Genomic DNA, 18,122 nt, shown 5'->3' with positions numbered 1-18,122 from the left:
GCCAAAGATAATCAATGCAGACGCTTGCGACACATCAACTGCGCCATCTTCGCCGTATCCGGGCGCTCGACGATGCCTTTTTCGGTGACGATCGCATCGATCAGGTCCGCCGGCGTCACGTCGAACACCGGGTTGAAGGCATGGACGTCAGCCCCGACGCGCTTGCCGCCGACCTCCAGCAACTCGCGACCATCGCGCTCTTCGATCGGGATGTCATCGCCGCTGGCCAGGTTCATGTCGATGGTCGAACTCGGCGCCACCACCATGAAGCGCACACCATGGTGCATGGCGTTGACGGCCAGTTGATAGGTGCCGATCTTGTTGGCCACGTCGCCGTTGGCGGTGATCCGGTCAGCGCCGACGATGACCCAGGTAGGGCCCTTGGTCTTCATGATATGCGCGGCAGCGGAATCGACGTTGAGGGTCACGGGAATGCCCTCATTGGCCAGTTCCCACGCGGTCAGCCGCGAGCCTTGCAGCCATGGGCGGGTTTCATCGACATAGACCTGCTCGACCATGCCTTCGATGAATGCACCACGAATCACGCCCAGCGCCGTGCCGAAGCCGCCCGTGGCCAGCGCGCCGGTGTTGCAGTGGGTCAGGATCGCCTGAGCGTTGCCCTGATGCTTGCGGATCAGGTCGACACCCAGTTGCGCCATGGTCAGGTTGGCTTCGCGATCACTTTCATGAATGGCGATGGCCTCCGCCTCCAGTACCGCCAGCGGATCGGCATTTTCTTTCAACCGATCAAGCCGGTCGTGCATGCGACCCAACGCCCAGAACAGGTTGACTGCAGTAGGACGGGAATCGGCCAACAGCATGAAATCCTCTTCCAGCGCCGCGTACCAGTCGCCACCTTCGGCAATCCGCGCGCGGGCCGCGAGCACGATGCCATAAGCGGCGCTGATGCCGATGGCCGGCGCGCCACGCACCACCATCGAGCGAATGGCCTCGGCCACGCCAGCGGCGCTGGTATAGGCGATCCAGGTTTCCTCGAACGGCAAAACACGCTGATCCAGCAGATGGAGAGCGCCATCACGCCAATCGATGGCCTTCACCTTCTCCGCAGCCAACAGTCGATCGCGCATCCCACACCCCGCACTCATGTACAAAAGCCGCCGATTATAGCGATCCCCCCGCGAAGACGCTCGGGTATACTTCGCCATCCTTTACAAAAGCACTGGAACCCACCCGCGATGCCGAACACTGCCGCTGCGCTCGACCTGTTATTGCTGCCGACCTGGCTGGTACCCGTCGAACCCGCCGGTGTTGTCCTCAAGGAACATGGCGTGGGCATCCGGGATGGACGCATCGTGTTTATCGGCCCACGTTCCGCCGCGCTGAAGCTTAACGCAACCGAAACCCGCGAACTGCCCGACATGCTGCTCAGCCCCGGCCTGATCAATGCCCACGGGCACGCGGCGATGACACTGTTCCGCGGCCTGGCAGACGACCTGCCATTGATGACCTGGCTGGAAAATCACATCTGGCCCGCCGAAGCCAAGTGGGTCGACGAGGACTTCGTGCGCGACGGCACCGACCTTGCGATCGCCGAGCAAATCAAGGGCGGTATCACCTGTTTTTCCGACATGTACTTCTTCCCGAAGGTTGCCAGCGAGCGCGTGCACAACAGCGGCATTCGCGCGCAGATCGCGATTCCGATCCTCGACTTCCCTATCCCGGGAGCCGCCACGGCGGACGACGCCATTCGTCAGGGCGTTGAACTGTTTGGCGATCTCAAGCACCACGAGCGTATCAAAATCACCTTCGGCCCCCATGCACCCTACACCGTGGGCGACGAAAACCTGGAAAAAATCCGGGTGATCGCCGAGGAGCTGGACGCCTCGATCCACATGCATGTGCATGAAACCGCCTTCGAAGTGCAGCAATCGCTCGAACAGCGCGGCGAGCGCCCGCTGGCCCGCCTGGCGCGCCTGGGCTTGCTGGGGCCGCGCTTCCAGGCGGTTCACATGACCCAGATCAGCGAAGAAGACCTGGCCCTGCTGGTAGAAAGCAACAGCAATGTGATTCATTGCCCGGAGTCGAACCTGAAGCTGGCCAGCGGATTCTGCCCGGTCGAGCGTTTGTGGCAGGCCGGGGTCAATGTCGCGGTCGGCACCGATGGCGCGGCCAGCAACAACGATCTCGACCTGCTCGGTGAAACCCGCACCGCAGCCCTGCTGGCCAAGGCTGTCGCCGGTTCGGCCACCGCGCTGGATGCCCATCGCGCCTTGCGCATGGCCACCCTCAACGGTGCCCGGGCACTGGGCATCGAGGCTGAAACCGGCTCGCTGGAAATCGGCAAGGCCGCGGACATGGTGGCTTTCGACCTCTCCGGCCTGGCCCAGCAACCGGTCTACGACCCGGTTTCGCAACTTATATATGCCACCGGTCGCGACTGCGTGAAACACCTTTGGGTCGCGGGCAAGCAGTTGCTCGACGACCGTCGCCTGACACGTCTTGATGAACAGCAGCTTGCCACTGTCGCCAAGGCCTGGGGTCAGCGCATCAGTGGCCGTACCGAATCGTAAGCCCCCCGGACCGCAACCCGGGGCAACAGGATTTTTCAAGTTTTTCGAGGACTTAAACCATGAGCAACGTCGACTACGCCGAAATCGCCAAATTCGAGGCCCTGGCCCATCGCTGGTGGGACCGCGAAAGCGAATTCAAACCGCTGCACGACATCAACCCGCTGCGGGTCAACTGGATTGACGAACGCGTCAATCTGGCCGGCAAAAAGGTCCTCGACGTCGGTTGCGGCGGCGGCATCCTCAGCGAAGCCATGGCCCAGCGCGGCGCGACCGTCATGGGTATCGACATGGGCGAAGCGCCGCTGGCGGTTGCCCAGTTGCATCAGCTGGAGTCGGGCGTCAACGTCGAATACCGGCAGATCACCGCCGAAGCCCTGGCCGAGGAAATGCCCGAGCAGTTCGACGTGGTCACCTGCCTCGAGATGCTTGAGCACGTGCCGGACCCGTCGTCGGTCATCCGCGCCTGCTTCCGCATGGTCAAGCCCGGCGGCCAGGTGTTCCTCTCCACCATCAACCGCAATCCCAAGGCGTACCTGTTCGCCATCGTCGGCGCCGAATACATCATGAAGCTGCTGCCGCGCGGCACCCACGACTTCAAGAAATTCATCCGCCCTTCCGAACTCGGCGCCTGGAGCCGCATGGCCGGCCTGACCGTCAAAGACATCATCGGCCTGACCTACAACCCGCTGACCAAGCACTACAAACTGGCCTCCGACGTGGACGTCAACTACATGATCCAGACCCTGCGCGAGGAGTAAGCCGATGCCTATCAGAGCAGTTCTTTTCGACATGGACGGCACCCTGCTCGACACCGCGCCGGACTTCATCGCGATCTGTCAGGCGATGCGTGCCGACCGCGGTTTGCCACCGATGAACGACAAGCACATCCGCGATGAGATCTCCGGCGGCGCCCGGGCAATGGTTGCCGTGACGTTCTCGATGGACCCGGAGTCGCCGGGCTTCGAGGAGCTGCGCCTGGAGTTCCTGGAGCGCTACCTCGTGGGCTGCGCGGTGCACAGCAAGCTGTTCGACGGCATGGCTGAACTGCTCGCCGACATCGAGAAAGCCAACCTGGTCTGGGGTGTTGTGACCAACAAGCCGCTGCGCTTCGCCGAGCCAATCATGCAACAGCTGGGGCTGGCCGAGCGTTCGGCGTTGCTGATCTGCCCGGACCACGTGAAAAACAGCAAACCGGATCCGGAGCCGCTGATCCTGGCCTGCAAGATGCTCGACCTCAACCCGGCCAGCGTGCTGTTCGTCGGCGATGACCTGCGCGACATCGAATCGGGACGTGATGCCGGCACCAAGACTGCCGCGGTGACCTTCGGCTACATCCACCCGGATGACAACCCGCGGCACTGGGGTGCGGATGTGGTGGTCGATCATCCGCTGGAGTTGCGCAAGGTGCTCGATAGCGCGCTTTGCAGCTGCTGAGGCACGGCATTGAATTCTGAATTTGGGTGTCGGTGCTGACGCCTTCGCGGGCAAGCCCGCTCCCACAGGTTTCGGCTGGTGATACAACATTCATGTACACCCTCGATCCTTGTGGGAGCGGGCTTGCCCGCGAATGGCCGCGCCGCGATCTGTCTTCTGTTTGTGAGGTTTTTTATGTTTGATTATTCCGCCCGCCCCGAACTGCTCAAGGATCGGGTCATTCTGGTCACCGGCGCAGGACGCGGCATCGGCGCCGCTGCGGCAAAAACCTACGCAGCCCACGGCGCAACCGTGCTGCTGCTGGGCAAGACCGAAGCCAACCTGAGCCAGGTCTACGACGAAATCGAAGCTGCGGGCCATCCACAACCGGCGGTGATCCCGTTCAATCTCGAAACCGCCCTGCCCCATCAATACGATGAGCTGGCGGCGATGATCGAAACCGAATTCGGGCATCTCGACGGCCTGCTGCACAACGCCTCGATCATCGGCCCGCGCACACCGATCGAGCAGCTTTCCGGCGAAAACTTCATGCGGGTCATGCAAGTCAACGTCAATGCCATGTTCATGTTGACCAGCACCCTGCTGCCGCTGCTCAAACTGTCGCAGGATGCCTCGGTGGTGTTCACGTCCAGCAGCGTCGGCCGCAAGGGGCGCGCGTACTGGGGCGCTTACGGCGTCTCCAAATTCGCCACCGAAGGCCTGATGCAAACCCTGGCTGACGAAGTCGATACCGTGGCCCCGGTACGCTCCAACAGCATCAACCCTGGCGCTACCCGCACCAGCATGCGCGCCCAGGCTTATCCAGGTGAAAACCCGCTGAACAACCCGACGCCGGAGGAGATCATGCCGGTCTACCTCTACCTGATGGGCCCGGACAGCACCGGTATCAATGGTCAGGCGTTTGACGCCCAATAACGACCGTACGTCGCTTTTTTGCTGCCGCGCCGGGTTCCCGGCGCGGCACTCGAAAGGTCTCGACTTCAGGCAGCAACCCGTCAATCGAACGTCACTGGCAACGCTCGACAGGTTGCCAACCAACGACAACCTATTGATTTAATAAACAATTTATTCGGATGAACCGAATGGCACGACTTTCGCTCTAAGTTTGCTCAGACAAGCAACGTGAATGCAGACGGGGCGAAGCTTGAGTGGCAGAGATTACTCATCTTCCATAAAGCAGATTAGACTTGTACGAAATGTCCTACGGGACTGACGGATCAGTACGACGCGCAGCCCTAAGCCGCTCTCACCCTGCTTGTAAGACAAGCCTTACTGCTTAGGGGCGCACGCCTAATGAAACCACCTTCCCAGACCAACGCAATTGACTTCGACAGCGCCAAATTGCAACGCCTGGGCTTTGGTCAGCAGCCGCCTCTTCTGGAAAGGCCTCTGGGCCTTGCGCAATTGCGCCAGCAACTGAGCCTGCAGCTGCAAACCAGTCTGGAACCGCAACGCATTCTTGGAACGTTCTATCGCGAGATTCAACGATTGGTGCCGCTGGACGCCTTGTGCTACCTGCACAAGAGCAGTGATCTGCGCCTTGAGTTCGGCCAGCGCGGCCACCACTCCATCAGCTACAGCCTCAGCCACGAAGGCGAACACCTGGGTGAGCTGATCTTCCGCCGCAATCAGCGGTTCAGCGAACAGGAACAGGGCAATCTCGAATCATTGCTGGCCGCGTTGCTGTTCCCGATGCGCAACGCGCTGCTTTACCGTAACGCCACCCAAAGCGCACTGCGCGACCCGTTGACGGGCACCGGCAACCGCATCGCCATGGACCAGACGCTGCAAAGGGAAATCGAGCTGTCCCGGCGCCATCTGCAACCGCTGTCGGTGCTGATGCTGGACATCGATCATTTCAAGCAAGTCAATGACACCCATGGCCACAGCACTGGCGATGACGTACTCAAGGCGGTTGCCGCCTCGATCAAGAACCAGCTGCGCAATGTCGACATGGTGTTCCGCTATGGCGGCGAAGAGTTCCTGATCCTGCTGTCCAACACCAGCCGCGAAGCCGCGGCCATGGTCGGTGAGCGGCTGCGGTTTGCAGCGCAATCCGAAGAGTACCCGGCCGATGACCATACGATCCTGCTGACGGTCAGCCTCGGCTGTTCGACCCTGTTGCCGGGCGAATCTGCCGACAGCCTGTTGCGCCGGGCAGACAGCGCGCTGTATGTGGCCAAGCGCGAAGGTCGTAACCGGCTGGAGATGGCGGGCTAAGTTCTTAACCGCGACACAAACAATGTGGGAGCGAGCCTGCTCGCGAAAGGGATCTGACTTTCAACGATGATGTTGACTGACAGTCCGTATTCGCGAGCAGGCTCGCTCCCACAGTTGTTTTTCAAACAGCGACTGGATCAGCTTTCGGCCAATGCCATCCGCTCACGAACGACCGGCGCCCGCTCGGCGTGCTCCAATTGCATGCAACGCTCGAGAAACAGGTACATGTAGTCGTAGCTCTTGCACACAGCCTGGCGCAACTCCACCTGCAGGGATTTGCTCGGGTTGGTGCCCGCCAATGTGCAGATGATTTCCAGGGCTTCCCAGGGATGGGCATCGTCATACTGGGCATGCATCTTCAGCCACTTCATCGCCCGTTTGCGCTCTTCCTCGGGGAACGAGGCGGCATAGATGCCGTTGGAACAAACGACCGCAGACCACTCACCGGTCGCGCCTTCGATGGCGTAATTGGTGGCGGCGATCGCAACGATCAGCGAGTCGGCCGAACTGGTATGCCAGCACCAATGGCTCAAGGCGTGAAGCTCCGGTGCCACCTGCTGCGCCTGCAGATCTTCCAGGCTGACACCGTGCGCGCGGCTCCAGTGCACCCAGTAATCGGCGTGGTTCAATTCGACGCGAATGTTGCGCATCAGCCAGCGACGGGCCATGTCTTCGCCGGGGTGGCGGGCAAAGCGGGTCTTGGTCAGGTTTTGTGCCATGTACAACGCGAACTGTTCGACCACCGGCCAGCCACCGATCAGGTACTGGCGCATGGTCTTCGCACTGAGCTTGTTGTCTCGCATGCGTTGGTACAGTTCGTGTTCGACAACCCGGCGCTTGCTCTCGCTGCAATCCTGGATCAGGCGCTGGGCCCAGGCAGGGTAACTTGCAGCTTCCATGAGCGGTCCGGTTCTGTTGAATGTATCGATCACTGTCGAGCTCCTTTTGATTGTGATTGTAAGACCGGCAGGAATCTCAACGGAACGTGCCAGGCGCCTTGAACAACAGCGGTCGGGGCCTGGCGGGACGACTGAGCAAGCTATCGCAGGTAAACAGATGCGGGCGTTCAATCACATACCCTTGAGCGTAATCCACCCCGATCTCCAGCAATGCCTGCTCGATCTGGGGCGTTTCGACAAACTCGGCAATCGTGCGCTTACCCATGACATGGCCGATGTGATTGATCACTTCGACCATGGCGCGGTTAATCGGGTCGTCCAGCATATCCTTTACGAAACTCCCGTCGATCTTCAGGAAGTCTACAGGCAAATGTTTCAGGTACGCGAACGAGGACATTCCGGCACAAAAGTCGTCAAGTGAAAAATGGCATCCTAAGCCTTTGAGTTCATTGATGAATCGAATAGCGCTGCGAAGATTTGAAATAGCACTGGTCTCAGTAATTTCAAAACAAATCATTTCAGGCGGAATCGAATACTTCACAAATTGTTCGCGCAGGAAATCCAGAAACGCTTCATCGCCGATGGTCGTGCCTGACAGATTTATCGCACACATCGCCAGCGGCCCCCGGCCCTGCTCGGCCCGGCACTGGGCAATGACCTTGAACACGTTCTGCACCACCCAACGATCAAGCGAACTCATCAGGCCATAACGCTCGGCAGCCGGAATGAAACTGTCGGGCAAGATCATCCGCCCGGCTTCATCGTGCAATCGCAGCAGAATTTCAATGTGCCCGCCATCCTCGTCGACATGACCCAAGGGGGCTATTTCCTGGGCGTACAGGCAAAAGCGGTCTTCCTCCAACGCCATGTGCAAACGCTGCACCCAGGCCATTTCGCCAAAGCGCAGGGACAACTCCGAGTCATCCGGATGATAGACCTGCACCCGGTTACGACCCTTTTCCTTGGCCATGTAGCAGGCCATGTCGGCCGTGCGCAGCGAGGCTTCGAGCGTCGTCGGGTTCTGCGCGACATGGACCAAACCGATGCTGACGGTGGTTACAAAAGGCCGGCCCTTCCAGACAAAATGCAGATTCTGCACAGTCTGGCGCAGGCTTTCGGCAATTTTCTCCGCGGCTTCGGGTGAACAGTTTTCCAGCAGGATGCCGAACTCGTCGCCGCCAAGGCGGGCCAGGGTATCGCCTTCGCGCAGACCCGATTGCAACAAGGCACAGATGTGCCGCAACAGCTCGTCGCCCGCCGCGTGGCCGCAGGTATCGTTGACCAGCTTGAACTGATCCAGGTCGAGGAACATCAGGGCATGGCGCCCCGAATGACGGGTCAGGTTATGCAGCGCCTGTTCCAGGCGATATTCGAATTCCCGGCGGTTGGCCAGGCCGGTCAGGGCATCGTGGGTCGCCTGCCACGACAGGTTGGCGATGTATTGCCGCTCCTGGGTCATGTCATGCAGTACCAGCACTGTCCCGCTGACTTTGCCGGCGTTGCGGATTGGCGCGCCCACCAGCGTGACCGAGACCGTGCTGCCATCGAGTCGCTGAATCAGCTTGGAGTGCTCACTGCCGCCACTGAGCTGGCCGCTGAGAATATGCTCGATCAGGGTGAACTCATCGGTCTGGGCGTTTTCGTCCAGCAAGTTGAACAGCGCCGCCAGCGGCAAGCCGCTCGCCTGTTCGGCCTTCCAGTGGGTCAGCGCCTCGGCCGCGGGATTCATGTAGGCAATCGCACCGGAAACATCCGTGGTGATCACGCCGTCGCCAATCGACTGCAGGGTGATCTGCGCCCGTTCCTTCTCCACTTGCAGCGCATCGGCGAAGGCATGGCGCTGCTTGAGCAGTTTATGCGTGCGCATCAGCGCCAGGGCAATCAATCCCAGCGCAGTGGCAAGGTTGGTCAGCAGCAACAGACGAAGAATGACCCGCGATCCTTCCCCCAGAGCATCGCTGAACGCCTTCGCAGCCGGCGTCACTTCATCGTTGATCGCGAAAATCTGCTCCTTCCAGCGCTGTACATCCGCTTTCGAAGCCGGGCTGGCGGAGAGGTGCTGATGCATGTCCCTGGCAACGTCATCGAGCTTGGCCAGATAGGCATCGCCCACGATCCACAGGTCGATGGCTTTTTCGAGGTAACTGAAGTGACGAAAATTGAGGTACAGCCAGATCAGGCTGGAAACGTCGTCGGGGTGGTTGCCCCCCTTGAGAATTGCCACGCGCGCCGCTTCGATGTTCGGCGGTTGCTGATCCAGCGCCACACGCAATTCATGACCGCCCTGAGGCACGGAAATGGCGTTCTGGTACTTGTGAAAAATCCCTTCGTCGCCGCTGTCGGCATAGAGATTGAGGTAATAGATGGCGTCTTTCTGGCCCTTGGACCAGAGGCTTTCACCGGCTACATAGCCGCGAACCGCCGACAGCACGTAAAGGCTAACGCCGCCCAGCAAGGCTTGAAACAACACAACGGCGATAAATGGCCAGACGATGCCCAACAACCGTGGCGTTCCGAGAGTCCGCGTTTGATTCATGAGGTCCCTTGCATTAGCACTGCTTGCTCGTCTTCCGGACGAAATCGCTACAGCTAGACTAGGGGGCGTTCGTGATCCCGGCAAGTATGAACTGCCGCCCTCCGTGAGTAGCGTTCCTTAAGCAACGCCAGCGCCGTACCGCCCCGCACACAGACCTTGTACAGAAGTCGGCTGGTTAAAAAACGCTGCATTAACTATGTACCGCACAGCCTCTGCCATGAACCGTTGTAATCGGTGGCAAAACGCCAACGCTCGTTCAATCGAGCGAAGGCCAACCGACGCAACGAAAAGAGAAAAGCAGGCTTATGCAAACGCCCCCTTTAACCGAGAGTTCAACTGAAACTTCAAATTCAGCCCCGACCACTGCGCAGATCCAGCAGAACCAACTGGATGACTATGAATTATTGCTGTCTTCCCTGCGCGCAGAAGTCGGCTCTATCTCTCGATTCGCGCAAACACTGCTTGCCCCCCGCACGCACTCTGCGCTGGATCAGGAAAATGAAGTTGCTCAAACCGCTTTGCAAGAGTTGATGAAAGACAGCGAGTACCAAGCACTGTGTGAAAGTAAAAGCGTGTCCCCTCACCGCTTGATTGTCACTGCAAAAGACGGAACCTACGTCTACGAGACGTCGAATGACGATGACGAGAACAAGATGGATCTGGCATTGACCGGATCTGAAAAATGGCCAGAACTTAAAGCCCGCATCGAAAAGGCCGCCAAGTTACTGGGTGGGCAGATCCGCTACGACCGCCTTGTCAGCCTGCCCAGAATGGCCACTTTTTACGGTCTAGCCCCCTGGGACCCGACCAACACGACCGAACACCATGCAGCCATCAATGCCCTTGAGGAAAAAATCTCAAGCTATCGTCTGAAACTGGAAGACGACTTCAACATTGTCGACTTGAAGCGCCCTCCCAGCGAAAAAGATCGCAAAGTGTTTAAAACTCTCCAGGCAGTTTCATCCGATCCCTCCATTGTCACGATGCAGAAAGTGCAAGAGCAGATCATCGGTGCGGAAACGATCGAAACGATAAGAGCGTTTCTACCCGAGGCCGGCATTTCTCCATTCACCCATCTGGCCAATGACATTGTCATGTCGGCTACCGTTGAACAAATCCGCGCCACTCCTGCCGTTTATCTTGAAAAGATCCTGCAAACCCCTGAAGCCGGGAAACTGGCAACCCGTTTACTGTCGACCTTGAACTGGTATGGAGGAACACCTGGCGAAGAAACATCGCAGCACATCCGTATCAAGGTCATCGCCAATGCATTGCAAACCTGGTTTGAGGCACCGAGCCGAAACCCGGAAGAGATCGCCGGTTTCGATTGGCAGGCGCGTTCGCACTGGGGCAAAAGTTATCAGTCCCTTCGAAACGAATTCGAAACCCATCTACTCACGTCAAAACGGGCCGCGTCGGAAAAAGAAGCGATTGTCATGGCTCGACTGTATCTGTGCCAGTTTCCGCTGGAGTTCCGGGTCGCCGATATCCCACCCGGCCTCCCCTACCGGACTTCCCTTGTCTGGGTGAACTTCCTGAATGGCGTGAACCTGATAAACGCTACTGACCCCGCAGCGCTATGCCGAATGACCTTTCGGCAATTGGTTAACCTGGCCCTCGATCGGGTCGAGGGAGCGACAGACGAGCAACTAAAAGAAATAAGCCTGGCAAGGCTGCTGCCGACACTGGACTGGGCAGTGACCCAAGGCATTGTCCCGTCTAAACGTCATGAGGATCACACTGAGCCCGAGATCGAGCTGGCGCTATCGGAGCTGGACAAACACACCAAAGCGCTCGGCACTGCCATCACCCGAATCAACGAAACCCCGCCCAACCGGCTATCGATGGCGAAAACCGTAGCGCAAGAGTTCTTTGGACATCGCTTTGTCGCTGAAAACAGGAAGCTGGCGAGGAAAGAACGCGAGAGCATCCGATGGAATAGCGTTCCGACCCTCCCCGGCAGGGAGTACGACCACTATTCGCTCATCGACATTCTCGCTTCGAATGAATTCGATGAACAGACACGGTGGTATTACACGCGGACTGATGGCGCCGTCAGTCAATATTATTTCAGTATCGACAGTGACCGGAGGGTAACGTCGCCCTTTTATTGGAAAGCACCAGGGATACCGGCAGTATATGGCACCCTGCCAAACGTCAAATCGATGTTCTATCTCCGCTTCCAGGATTACCTTGAACGCCAGACCACCGCTTACAAAACGCTGATTCGCAGTCAGCTGGCGTCACTCCCATTCGATGATCGCCAGGCCATTGAATGGGGTGAACTCAAAATCCATAGTCTGAGAAAGCAAACCAGCGGCATAGAAGCCCAAAACGAAACGCCTGAAATACTCCTGCCGTTACGAGCCCGCAATGGCTTGATTTTGCAGGCGACCTACGCCAATGAAACGAGGACTTACGAACTGCTACCCCGAGCAGGCGTAATACGCCGCGTGGAAAACCCCGACACTGAGCAATTCGGCGGTAGCAAAAAAATCGAGCAGTGGCGGACGCCCAAAGGGACCGTTTCAGTTTCGGTGGTGCGCAACCAGACATTGCCCTTTGACTGGGAGGCTCATTCGACCGGGAGCGCACCCAAAGCAGGAGCGGCCTGTGAGGCAATCATCGAACAACTGGGTGATACGTTCACCGCACCCTCCAACAGTGAGCAGGCAGCAAACAGTGCTCCACTGACACTTTCCTCACCCCGTTGCCTGGCAATCAGTGAGCTCATTGCCAGCCTGTTGCCGTTTATAGACCCCCAACAGCTCTACAAGGAATGTGCCGGGCAGACCGCGTTTGAACGCGAAAAAGCCAGGAAAGATAAAATCCTCGAAGTTATCAAAATCTTCGTGCCGTTCTGGAAAAGTATCGAAGATTTGGCTTCAGGCGAAAAGACGCGCCTTATCAATGGCGTGTTCGGAGTGTTCATCGACCTGTTGTCATTCGTACAACCGATCGGCAAGTTTGCTTCGGGCTCGACAAAACTGATCAGCAACGCCAGCCAACTCACCTTACGCGCCAGGCTTCCGGCATTTACGTCTCTGACCAAAGAGTTTTTGGTTTTGAGCTTGCTGGCACTGAATCCGCTTGATGGCATCGGATCGTTGCTCAAGGCACTGGGATCAAAAGGCCTGAAAATCGGCAGATCGGGTATTTTCCGCGCCAGGGAACTGGCAGGCAGAGCGGGTCACTATCATTTCTCCCGCAGCCTGCCGCAGGTCACGGGTGCGGGCGGCTGGAAGCCTCTGGTAAACGGCGACCAGTTAGCGTCCCTGAGAGGCGTGGACGATGTAGCCATACGCAACCTGTCGTCCTCAGGCAACGCCCGGCATTATCTGGTCGACCCATTGTCCTCCAGGCCCTATGGCCCCTTGCTGGCCAGCCGGTCGAGTGAGCTGTCATTGGGGCGATCCCACTACAGCCCCCTGGAAAAAAACCAAGACAATGTCATCGTCGAGTTGGCTGACAAAAGCAGAGTGCGCGAAGTGCTCGAAGTCGATGGCCGGACGACGCTCTTCATTGACGACCAGCCTTATCGACTGCAGGACGATGTGTTACGCCGCGCTGACCTGATGGACCTGAAGGACAGCTACAAGTCGGCCCCTTGCAGAATCCGTCGCATGCCCGGGGCCGCACTGTGTAAAACCAGCTATGTCCTTCGCGACCCTGCCCCCACACCCGACATCGGCAGTTTTGATACTGCCAAGGGCTGGGCGCCCTGGTTCGGGGATATTACCTACATCCCGGCTACCAACAGAGCTGCACTGCAAGTGAGCGCGATCCGCCCCCACTCGACCCTTCAGGGCACAATGGAATTTCAAAAAGGTATTTATGGGCGGGTCATGGTCAGTGTCCGCGTTCCGGGAGAAGAACTCGTCGATAACTTCCACGTCGGCAGCATCATTGTTGAAGCGGCGGACAGCTCAAAACACTACGTGTTCACGCGGCTGAACGCCGGGGACTTTTACTTCGCCGAGCGCGCACCTGGACATAGCGTGCATGACATCCTGATGTTCAAGAAAGCCGACACCCTTCCCGACGAACTGAAAAACGAGTTACTGCTGGTGTACACCGGCTCCCTGAATGCCAACAACATGGTCAGAATCCATGGTCATGTGGCGGTAGAGCGGGCATTGAAAGCAATGGATGAAATTGCGATCCCGATCGGCGGCCACGCCAATCCGCCCGAAACACTCAAATGGCTCAAGGTTGATACCAGCCCGGGCGAAGCGGCTTTATTCGATCACTCCACACGAATGATCATTCGGTCCTCTTCCGACGGTGCTGCAACCTGGTCGCTGTCCAGGACTGCACCCGACAGTGCGCGCGAAACGACCGCAGAAATTTTCAACAACCTGTTCGATAAAAAGGTCATCACCGTTGAGTCATCGACACAGGCGGGGGCAAAGGCATTGAAAATCGATGACACGATGATGCAACTGCAACGCCTTATCAGCAAAAAAACAGGGCGCGCCCTGCGCAGACCCAGGAACATTGCATTCGCGGAAATCAAGACCAAGGCCGGGGCGCACGAGGTGTACGTCAGTGTTTCCGGCAGCCAGGGTGATACCGGCTTCTTGCCATTATTTTCCAGGAACAGGCATACGAATCAGGTCAAAGTCGGCAGCACCACCTACTTCAACATCGATCATCAAGTGCGTTTCCCAAAAACTGCACTGGAAGTATCGCCCCAGGGTAAGTTGCAGGCGATCCCGCACACCATCGATAACATTGAAACCTACACCCCTGCGCTCACGTCTCGCCCCACCTCACTGGACACCGAGAGCAAACTCATCAGTGTCATCCGAGGCAAATACCCGGACCCCAAGGATCTGGACTCCATCACGATCGCCACCACCCTGGCACCGTGCGATTCGTGCTCGGTCGTGATGAAGCAATTCGGCCATGACGGCAACGCCAATGCACTGGACGTGATCTGGAAGTAATTGCCTGCTGGTCAGTGCTGTTGCAAATGCCCATAAAGCTTGGCGTACAAACCACCATCGGCAATCAGTTGCTGATGGTCGCCATCCTCCGCGATCTGCCCCCCGTCGAACACCAGCACCCGGTCGGCCTGTTTCACCGCCGAAAGGCGGTGGGCAATGATCAGCGTGGTGCGATTGCTCAGAAACCGCGCCAGCGCCTGGTGCAGGTTGTATTCGGTGGCGGCATCCAGCGCCGAGGTGGCTTCGTCGAGGATCACCACCTTGGGCTCGGCCAGCACCATCCGGGCGATGGCCAGGCGTTGACGCTGTCCGCCGGACAAACGCACACCGGAGCGCCCGACGATGCTGTCCAGGCCATGGGGCAAGTCCCGCACCGTACTGTGCAATTGGGCGATTTCCAGTGCCTTCCAGCACGCGTCGTCACTGCGCTCACGACCCATGGTCAGGTTGGCCCGGATGGTGTCGTTGAACAGCGCCGGATGTTGCAGGACCACGGCAACATTCTCCCGCACGGTTTCCAGGCCGATCTCTTGCTGGGTCGAACCGCCGAAGCGAATGGTGCCAGCCAACGGCGTGTACAAGCCCAGCAGCAGTTGCACCAGGGTGCTCTTGCCACCGCCGCTGGCACCGACGATCGCGACCTTTTCGCCGGGGGCGATGGACAGGTTCATCTGGTTCAGGACCAGTTCATCGCCATAACCGAAGCTCAACCCTTGCACTTCCAGCCCGACCGTCTCGCGACCGATGAACGGGTCGACGCCGCCCGGGTATTCAGGCTCGTCGGCCCGGGACAGCAGCTCATTGATACGCGCCAGTGCACCGCCGGCAGCGTAGTAGGCATATTGCAGGTTCAGCAGTTGCTCCACCGGGCCGATCATGAACCACAGGTAGCTGAACACCGCGAGCATCTGGCCGATCGAAAGGTCGGAAAACAGCACGGTGAGCATCGCGGCGGCACGGAAAATATCGATGCCGAACTGGAACAGCAAACCGCTGGCGCGGTTCGACGCATCGGTTTTCCATTGCGAATTCACCGCATAGTCGCGTACGTCTCGGGCGCGATGCCCCAAGCGACCGAGGAAAAAGCCCTGGCGGTTGCCGGCGCGAACTTCCTGGATCGCATCCAGGGTTTCGGTCAGCGCCTGGGTAAAGCGCGAAGTGCTGTCGTTCTCGAGTTTCTTCAGGTGCTTGACCCGCTTGCCCAACTGCACCGTGGCGTAGATCACCAGTGGGTTGAACAGCAGAATCAGCAAGGCCAGCTTCCAGTGCATCCACATCAGAATGCCCGCCGTGCCGACCAGGGTCAGCATGGCCACGAGGAAACGACTGAGGGTTTCACCGACGAACTTGTCCAGCGTGTCCAGGTCGGTGACCAGATGCGTGGTCACCGTGCCGCTGCCCAGGCTTTCGTATTCCCCCAGCGAGATACGCTTGAGCCGTTCGATCAGGCGTATTCGAATGCGGTAGACGATGTCCTTGGCCAACCCGGCGAACAATTTCGCCTGCACCACGTTGAACAGCAATGCCGCACAGCGCAGGGTCAAGGTCACCAGCAGCATCAGGCCGATGTAACCCGCGGCCTTCTGCCAGCCCTCGGGCAGCGCGTGGTTCATGATCTTCAGCGCGGCATCACCGTGCCCCAGCAGCACCTCATCCACCAGCAACGGCAGGAGCAAGGGAATCGGTACGCTGCACAAGGTCGCCAGCACGGCCACGCCGTTGGCGATCCACAGGGACTTCTTGTGATGCAGGGCCAGGCGGCGGATTTCCGCCCAGCTCAGACGGTCGACACGTTTAGCGTTGGAAACATCATCGGGCAGGTCAAGCACAGGCAGCGCGCTCCAGCCAGCGGCCGAGCAGCGGCGACAACTCGCTCAGAGGCTGATAGCCATTGGTCAGCAATGCGAGCTGGCCATTACGCTCCGCCAGCAAGGTCGGGAAGCCGGCAATGCCCAGATCCTGGACCCAGGTGAAATCGGCAGAGGTAGCGGCGTGCGTATCGGCACGATCGAACGCCGCGGCGAATTCAATTCGCGGCAGACCGGCCTGCTCGGCCAACTCCACCAGGACACTGGCGCGCGTGACATCGCGACCCTCGACGTAAAAGGCGCGCTGAATCAGCCCCAGCAGTTTCCACGCACAGTCCGGCGCCAGTCCGCGCGCCGTCACCAGCGCCCGGCAGGCAGGCTCGGTGTCGTAGACAAAGCCATCGGGCAGCGCGCCTTCAAGCGTGAAGGGCTGACCGGTGGCTTCGGTGACTGCCTGCCAGTGTTCAAGGATGTAGCGCCGGGTAGTCGGCTCCAGCGCGGCACCGTTGCCGGTGCGCAGACCACCGACAATCAAGTGCACCTCCACACCTGCAACCTGCGCCTGCTCGACCAGTGCGTTGGCCACCGGGGCAAACCCCCAGCACCAGGAACACATCGGGTCCATCACATAGAGCAGGCGTGCAGACATGGTTCAGGCCTCGGTGGATGCTTGCTTATAGTTGTAGCCGATCGGGTGAGGCTGGTTGCGAGCCTTGGCCAGTTCGATCTGCTTCTGCCGGTCGATGGCACTGCGACGGGTCTTCTCGCTCAGCTTATCCCAGCAGTGCGGGCAACTGATGCCGGCCACGTAATGCTCGGACGCGCGGTCTTCCACGCTGACCGGCGTGCGGCAGGCATGACATTGGTCATAGTCGCCCTCGCTCAGGTCATGACGCACCGTCACGCGGTTATCGAACACGAAGCAGTCGCCCTGCCATTTGGTTTCTTCCTGCGGCACCTCTTCGAGGTACTTCAGGATGCCGCCCTTGAGGTGGTAGACCTCACCGTAGCCTTCGCTGAGCATGTAGCTCGATGCCTTCTCGCAGCGGATGCCGCCGGTGCAGAACATCGCGACTTTCTTGTGCACGGCCGGGTCGAAGTTGGCTTTGATGTAGTCGGGAAATTCGCGAAAACTGGTGGTTTTCGGGTCGATGGCGCCTTCGAAGGTACCGATCGAGACTTCGTAATCGTTACGGGTGTCGATCAACAGCACTTCAGGATCGCTGATCAGCGCGTTCCAGTCTTGCGGGTCGACGTAGGTACCGACCTTTTTGTTCGGGTCCACGCCTTCCACGCCGAGGGTGACGATCTCTTTCTTGAGTTTGACTTTGGTGCGGTAGAACGGCTGTTCGTCGCAGTACGACTCTTTGTGGTCGATGTCGTCCATGCGCGGGTCGTTCTTGAGCCAGGCCATCAGCCCGTCGATGCCTTCGCGGCTGCCGGACACGGTGCCGTTGATGCCTTCTTCGGCAATCAGCAGCGTGCCTTTGATGCCGTTGTCGACCATCGCCTGCAGCAGTGGCTCGCGCAGGGCGACGTAATCTTCCAGGGTGACGAACTTATACAGTGCCGCCACGACAATCTGTTGTGTCATGGGTAAATCTCCAGGTGGCTACCCTCGTAAGGGGTGAACCGGATGCGAAAAAAAACGCGCCGGGTTAGCGGCGCGCTGCATTCTAACAAAAATAACCTTCCCTGTAGGAGCCGGCTTGCCGGCGATAGCGATTTCAAAGACGCCATCGCCG

Annotated in this window: 12 protein-coding genes; 6 read left to right on the top strand and 6 right to left on the bottom strand. The window is 58.9% G+C overall.

Going from position 1 to position 18,122, the window contains the following annotated elements; all coding sequences use genetic code 11:
- Positions 1-11 precede the first annotated feature (11 nt).
- Complete coding sequence (gene mtnA / locus EI969_RS03695) at positions 12-1,088, bottom strand: S-methyl-5-thioribose-1-phosphate isomerase (RefSeq protein WP_160385986.1); 1,077 nt, start codon at positions 1,086-1,088, stop codon at positions 12-14.
- A gap of 108 nt (positions 1,089-1,196) precedes the next feature.
- On the opposite strand from mtnA, the gene EI969_RS03690 reads away from it, so the two are divergent.
- The 5 genes from EI969_RS03690 (at position 1,197) to EI969_RS03670 (ending at position 6,185) form a co-directional block, all read left to right on the top strand.
- Positions 1,197-2,531 (top strand): TRZ/ATZ family hydrolase, encoded by a 1,335-nt coding sequence (locus EI969_RS03690; RefSeq protein ID WP_160385985.1) that lies wholly within the window; start codon positions 1,197-1,199, stop codon positions 2,529-2,531.
- Positions 2,532-2,590: 59 nt separating this feature from the next.
- Positions 2,591-3,289, top strand: coding sequence for a bifunctional 2-polyprenyl-6-hydroxyphenol methylase/3-demethylubiquinol 3-O-methyltransferase UbiG (gene ubiG, locus EI969_RS03685; protein WP_160385984.1), 699 nt, complete (start codon positions 2,591-2,593; stop codon positions 3,287-3,289).
- A gap of 4 nt (positions 3,290-3,293) precedes the next feature.
- The gene (gene mupP, locus EI969_RS03680; RefSeq protein WP_160385983.1) at positions 3,294-3,965 is read left to right on the top strand and encodes an N-acetylmuramic acid 6-phosphate phosphatase MupP; all 672 of its coding nucleotides are present in this window, start codon (positions 3,294-3,296) and stop codon (positions 3,963-3,965) included.
- A gap of 174 nt (positions 3,966-4,139) precedes the next feature.
- The gene (locus EI969_RS03675; protein ID WP_160385982.1) at positions 4,140-4,880 is read left to right on the top strand and encodes a YciK family oxidoreductase; all 741 of its coding nucleotides are present in this window, start codon (positions 4,140-4,142) and stop codon (positions 4,878-4,880) included.
- 378 nt (positions 4,881-5,258) lie between these two features.
- Complete coding sequence (locus EI969_RS03670; RefSeq protein ID WP_160385981.1) at positions 5,259-6,185, top strand: GGDEF domain-containing protein; 927 nt, start codon at positions 5,259-5,261, stop codon at positions 6,183-6,185.
- 137 nt (positions 6,186-6,322) lie between these two features.
- Here EI969_RS03670 and EI969_RS03665 read toward each other — a convergent pair whose 3' ends face one another.
- Together EI969_RS03665 and EI969_RS03660 are read right to left on the bottom strand one after the other, a co-directional pair.
- Positions 6,323-7,084, bottom strand: a complete 762-nt coding sequence (locus tag EI969_RS03665) for a TenA family transcriptional regulator (protein ID WP_178120537.1) — start codon at positions 7,082-7,084, stop codon at positions 6,323-6,325.
- 76 nt (positions 7,085-7,160) lie between these two features.
- Positions 7,161-9,620, bottom strand: a complete 2,460-nt coding sequence (locus EI969_RS03660) for an EAL domain-containing protein (RefSeq protein ID WP_160385979.1) — start codon at positions 9,618-9,620, stop codon at positions 7,161-7,163.
- Between the two features lie 305 nt (positions 9,621-9,925).
- Here EI969_RS03660 and EI969_RS03655 point away from each other — a divergent pair, with 305 nt between their 5' ends.
- A complete protein-coding gene (locus tag EI969_RS03655; protein WP_160385978.1) occupies positions 9,926-14,569 on the top strand; it encodes a deaminase domain-containing protein in 4,644 nt (1,547 codons plus the stop codon).
- A gap of 11 nt (positions 14,570-14,580) precedes the next feature.
- Here the strand turns inward: EI969_RS03655 and EI969_RS03650 are convergent, their stop codons facing one another.
- From EI969_RS03650 to EI969_RS03640, 3 genes are read right to left on the bottom strand one after another with little or no spacing between them, the layout of a single operon-like run.
- Positions 14,581-16,398, bottom strand: coding sequence for an ABC transporter ATP-binding protein (locus EI969_RS03650; RefSeq protein ID WP_160385977.1), 1,818 nt, complete (start codon positions 16,396-16,398; stop codon positions 14,581-14,583).
- A complete protein-coding gene (locus tag EI969_RS03645) occupies positions 16,391-17,026 on the bottom strand; it encodes a DsbA family protein (RefSeq protein ID WP_160385976.1) in 636 nt (211 codons plus the stop codon). Before EI969_RS03645 ends, EI969_RS03650 begins: the two co-directional genes overlap by 8 nt.
- A 3-nt stretch (positions 17,027-17,029) precedes the next feature.
- On the bottom strand, positions 17,030-17,971 hold the full coding sequence (locus EI969_RS03640; RefSeq protein ID WP_160385975.1) for a rhodanese-related sulfurtransferase: 942 nt from the start codon (positions 17,969-17,971) through the stop codon (positions 17,030-17,032).
- Positions 17,972-18,122: the final 151 nt, after the last annotated feature.

Origin of the sequence: Pseudomonas sp. PB101 (assembly GCF_009764265.1) — a bacterium.
Lineage (GTDB): Bacteria > Pseudomonadota > Gammaproteobacteria > Pseudomonadales > Pseudomonadaceae > Aquipseudomonas.
Note: the sequence above shows the minus strand (reverse complement) of the source record. Positions and strands in the feature narration are given on the sequence as shown.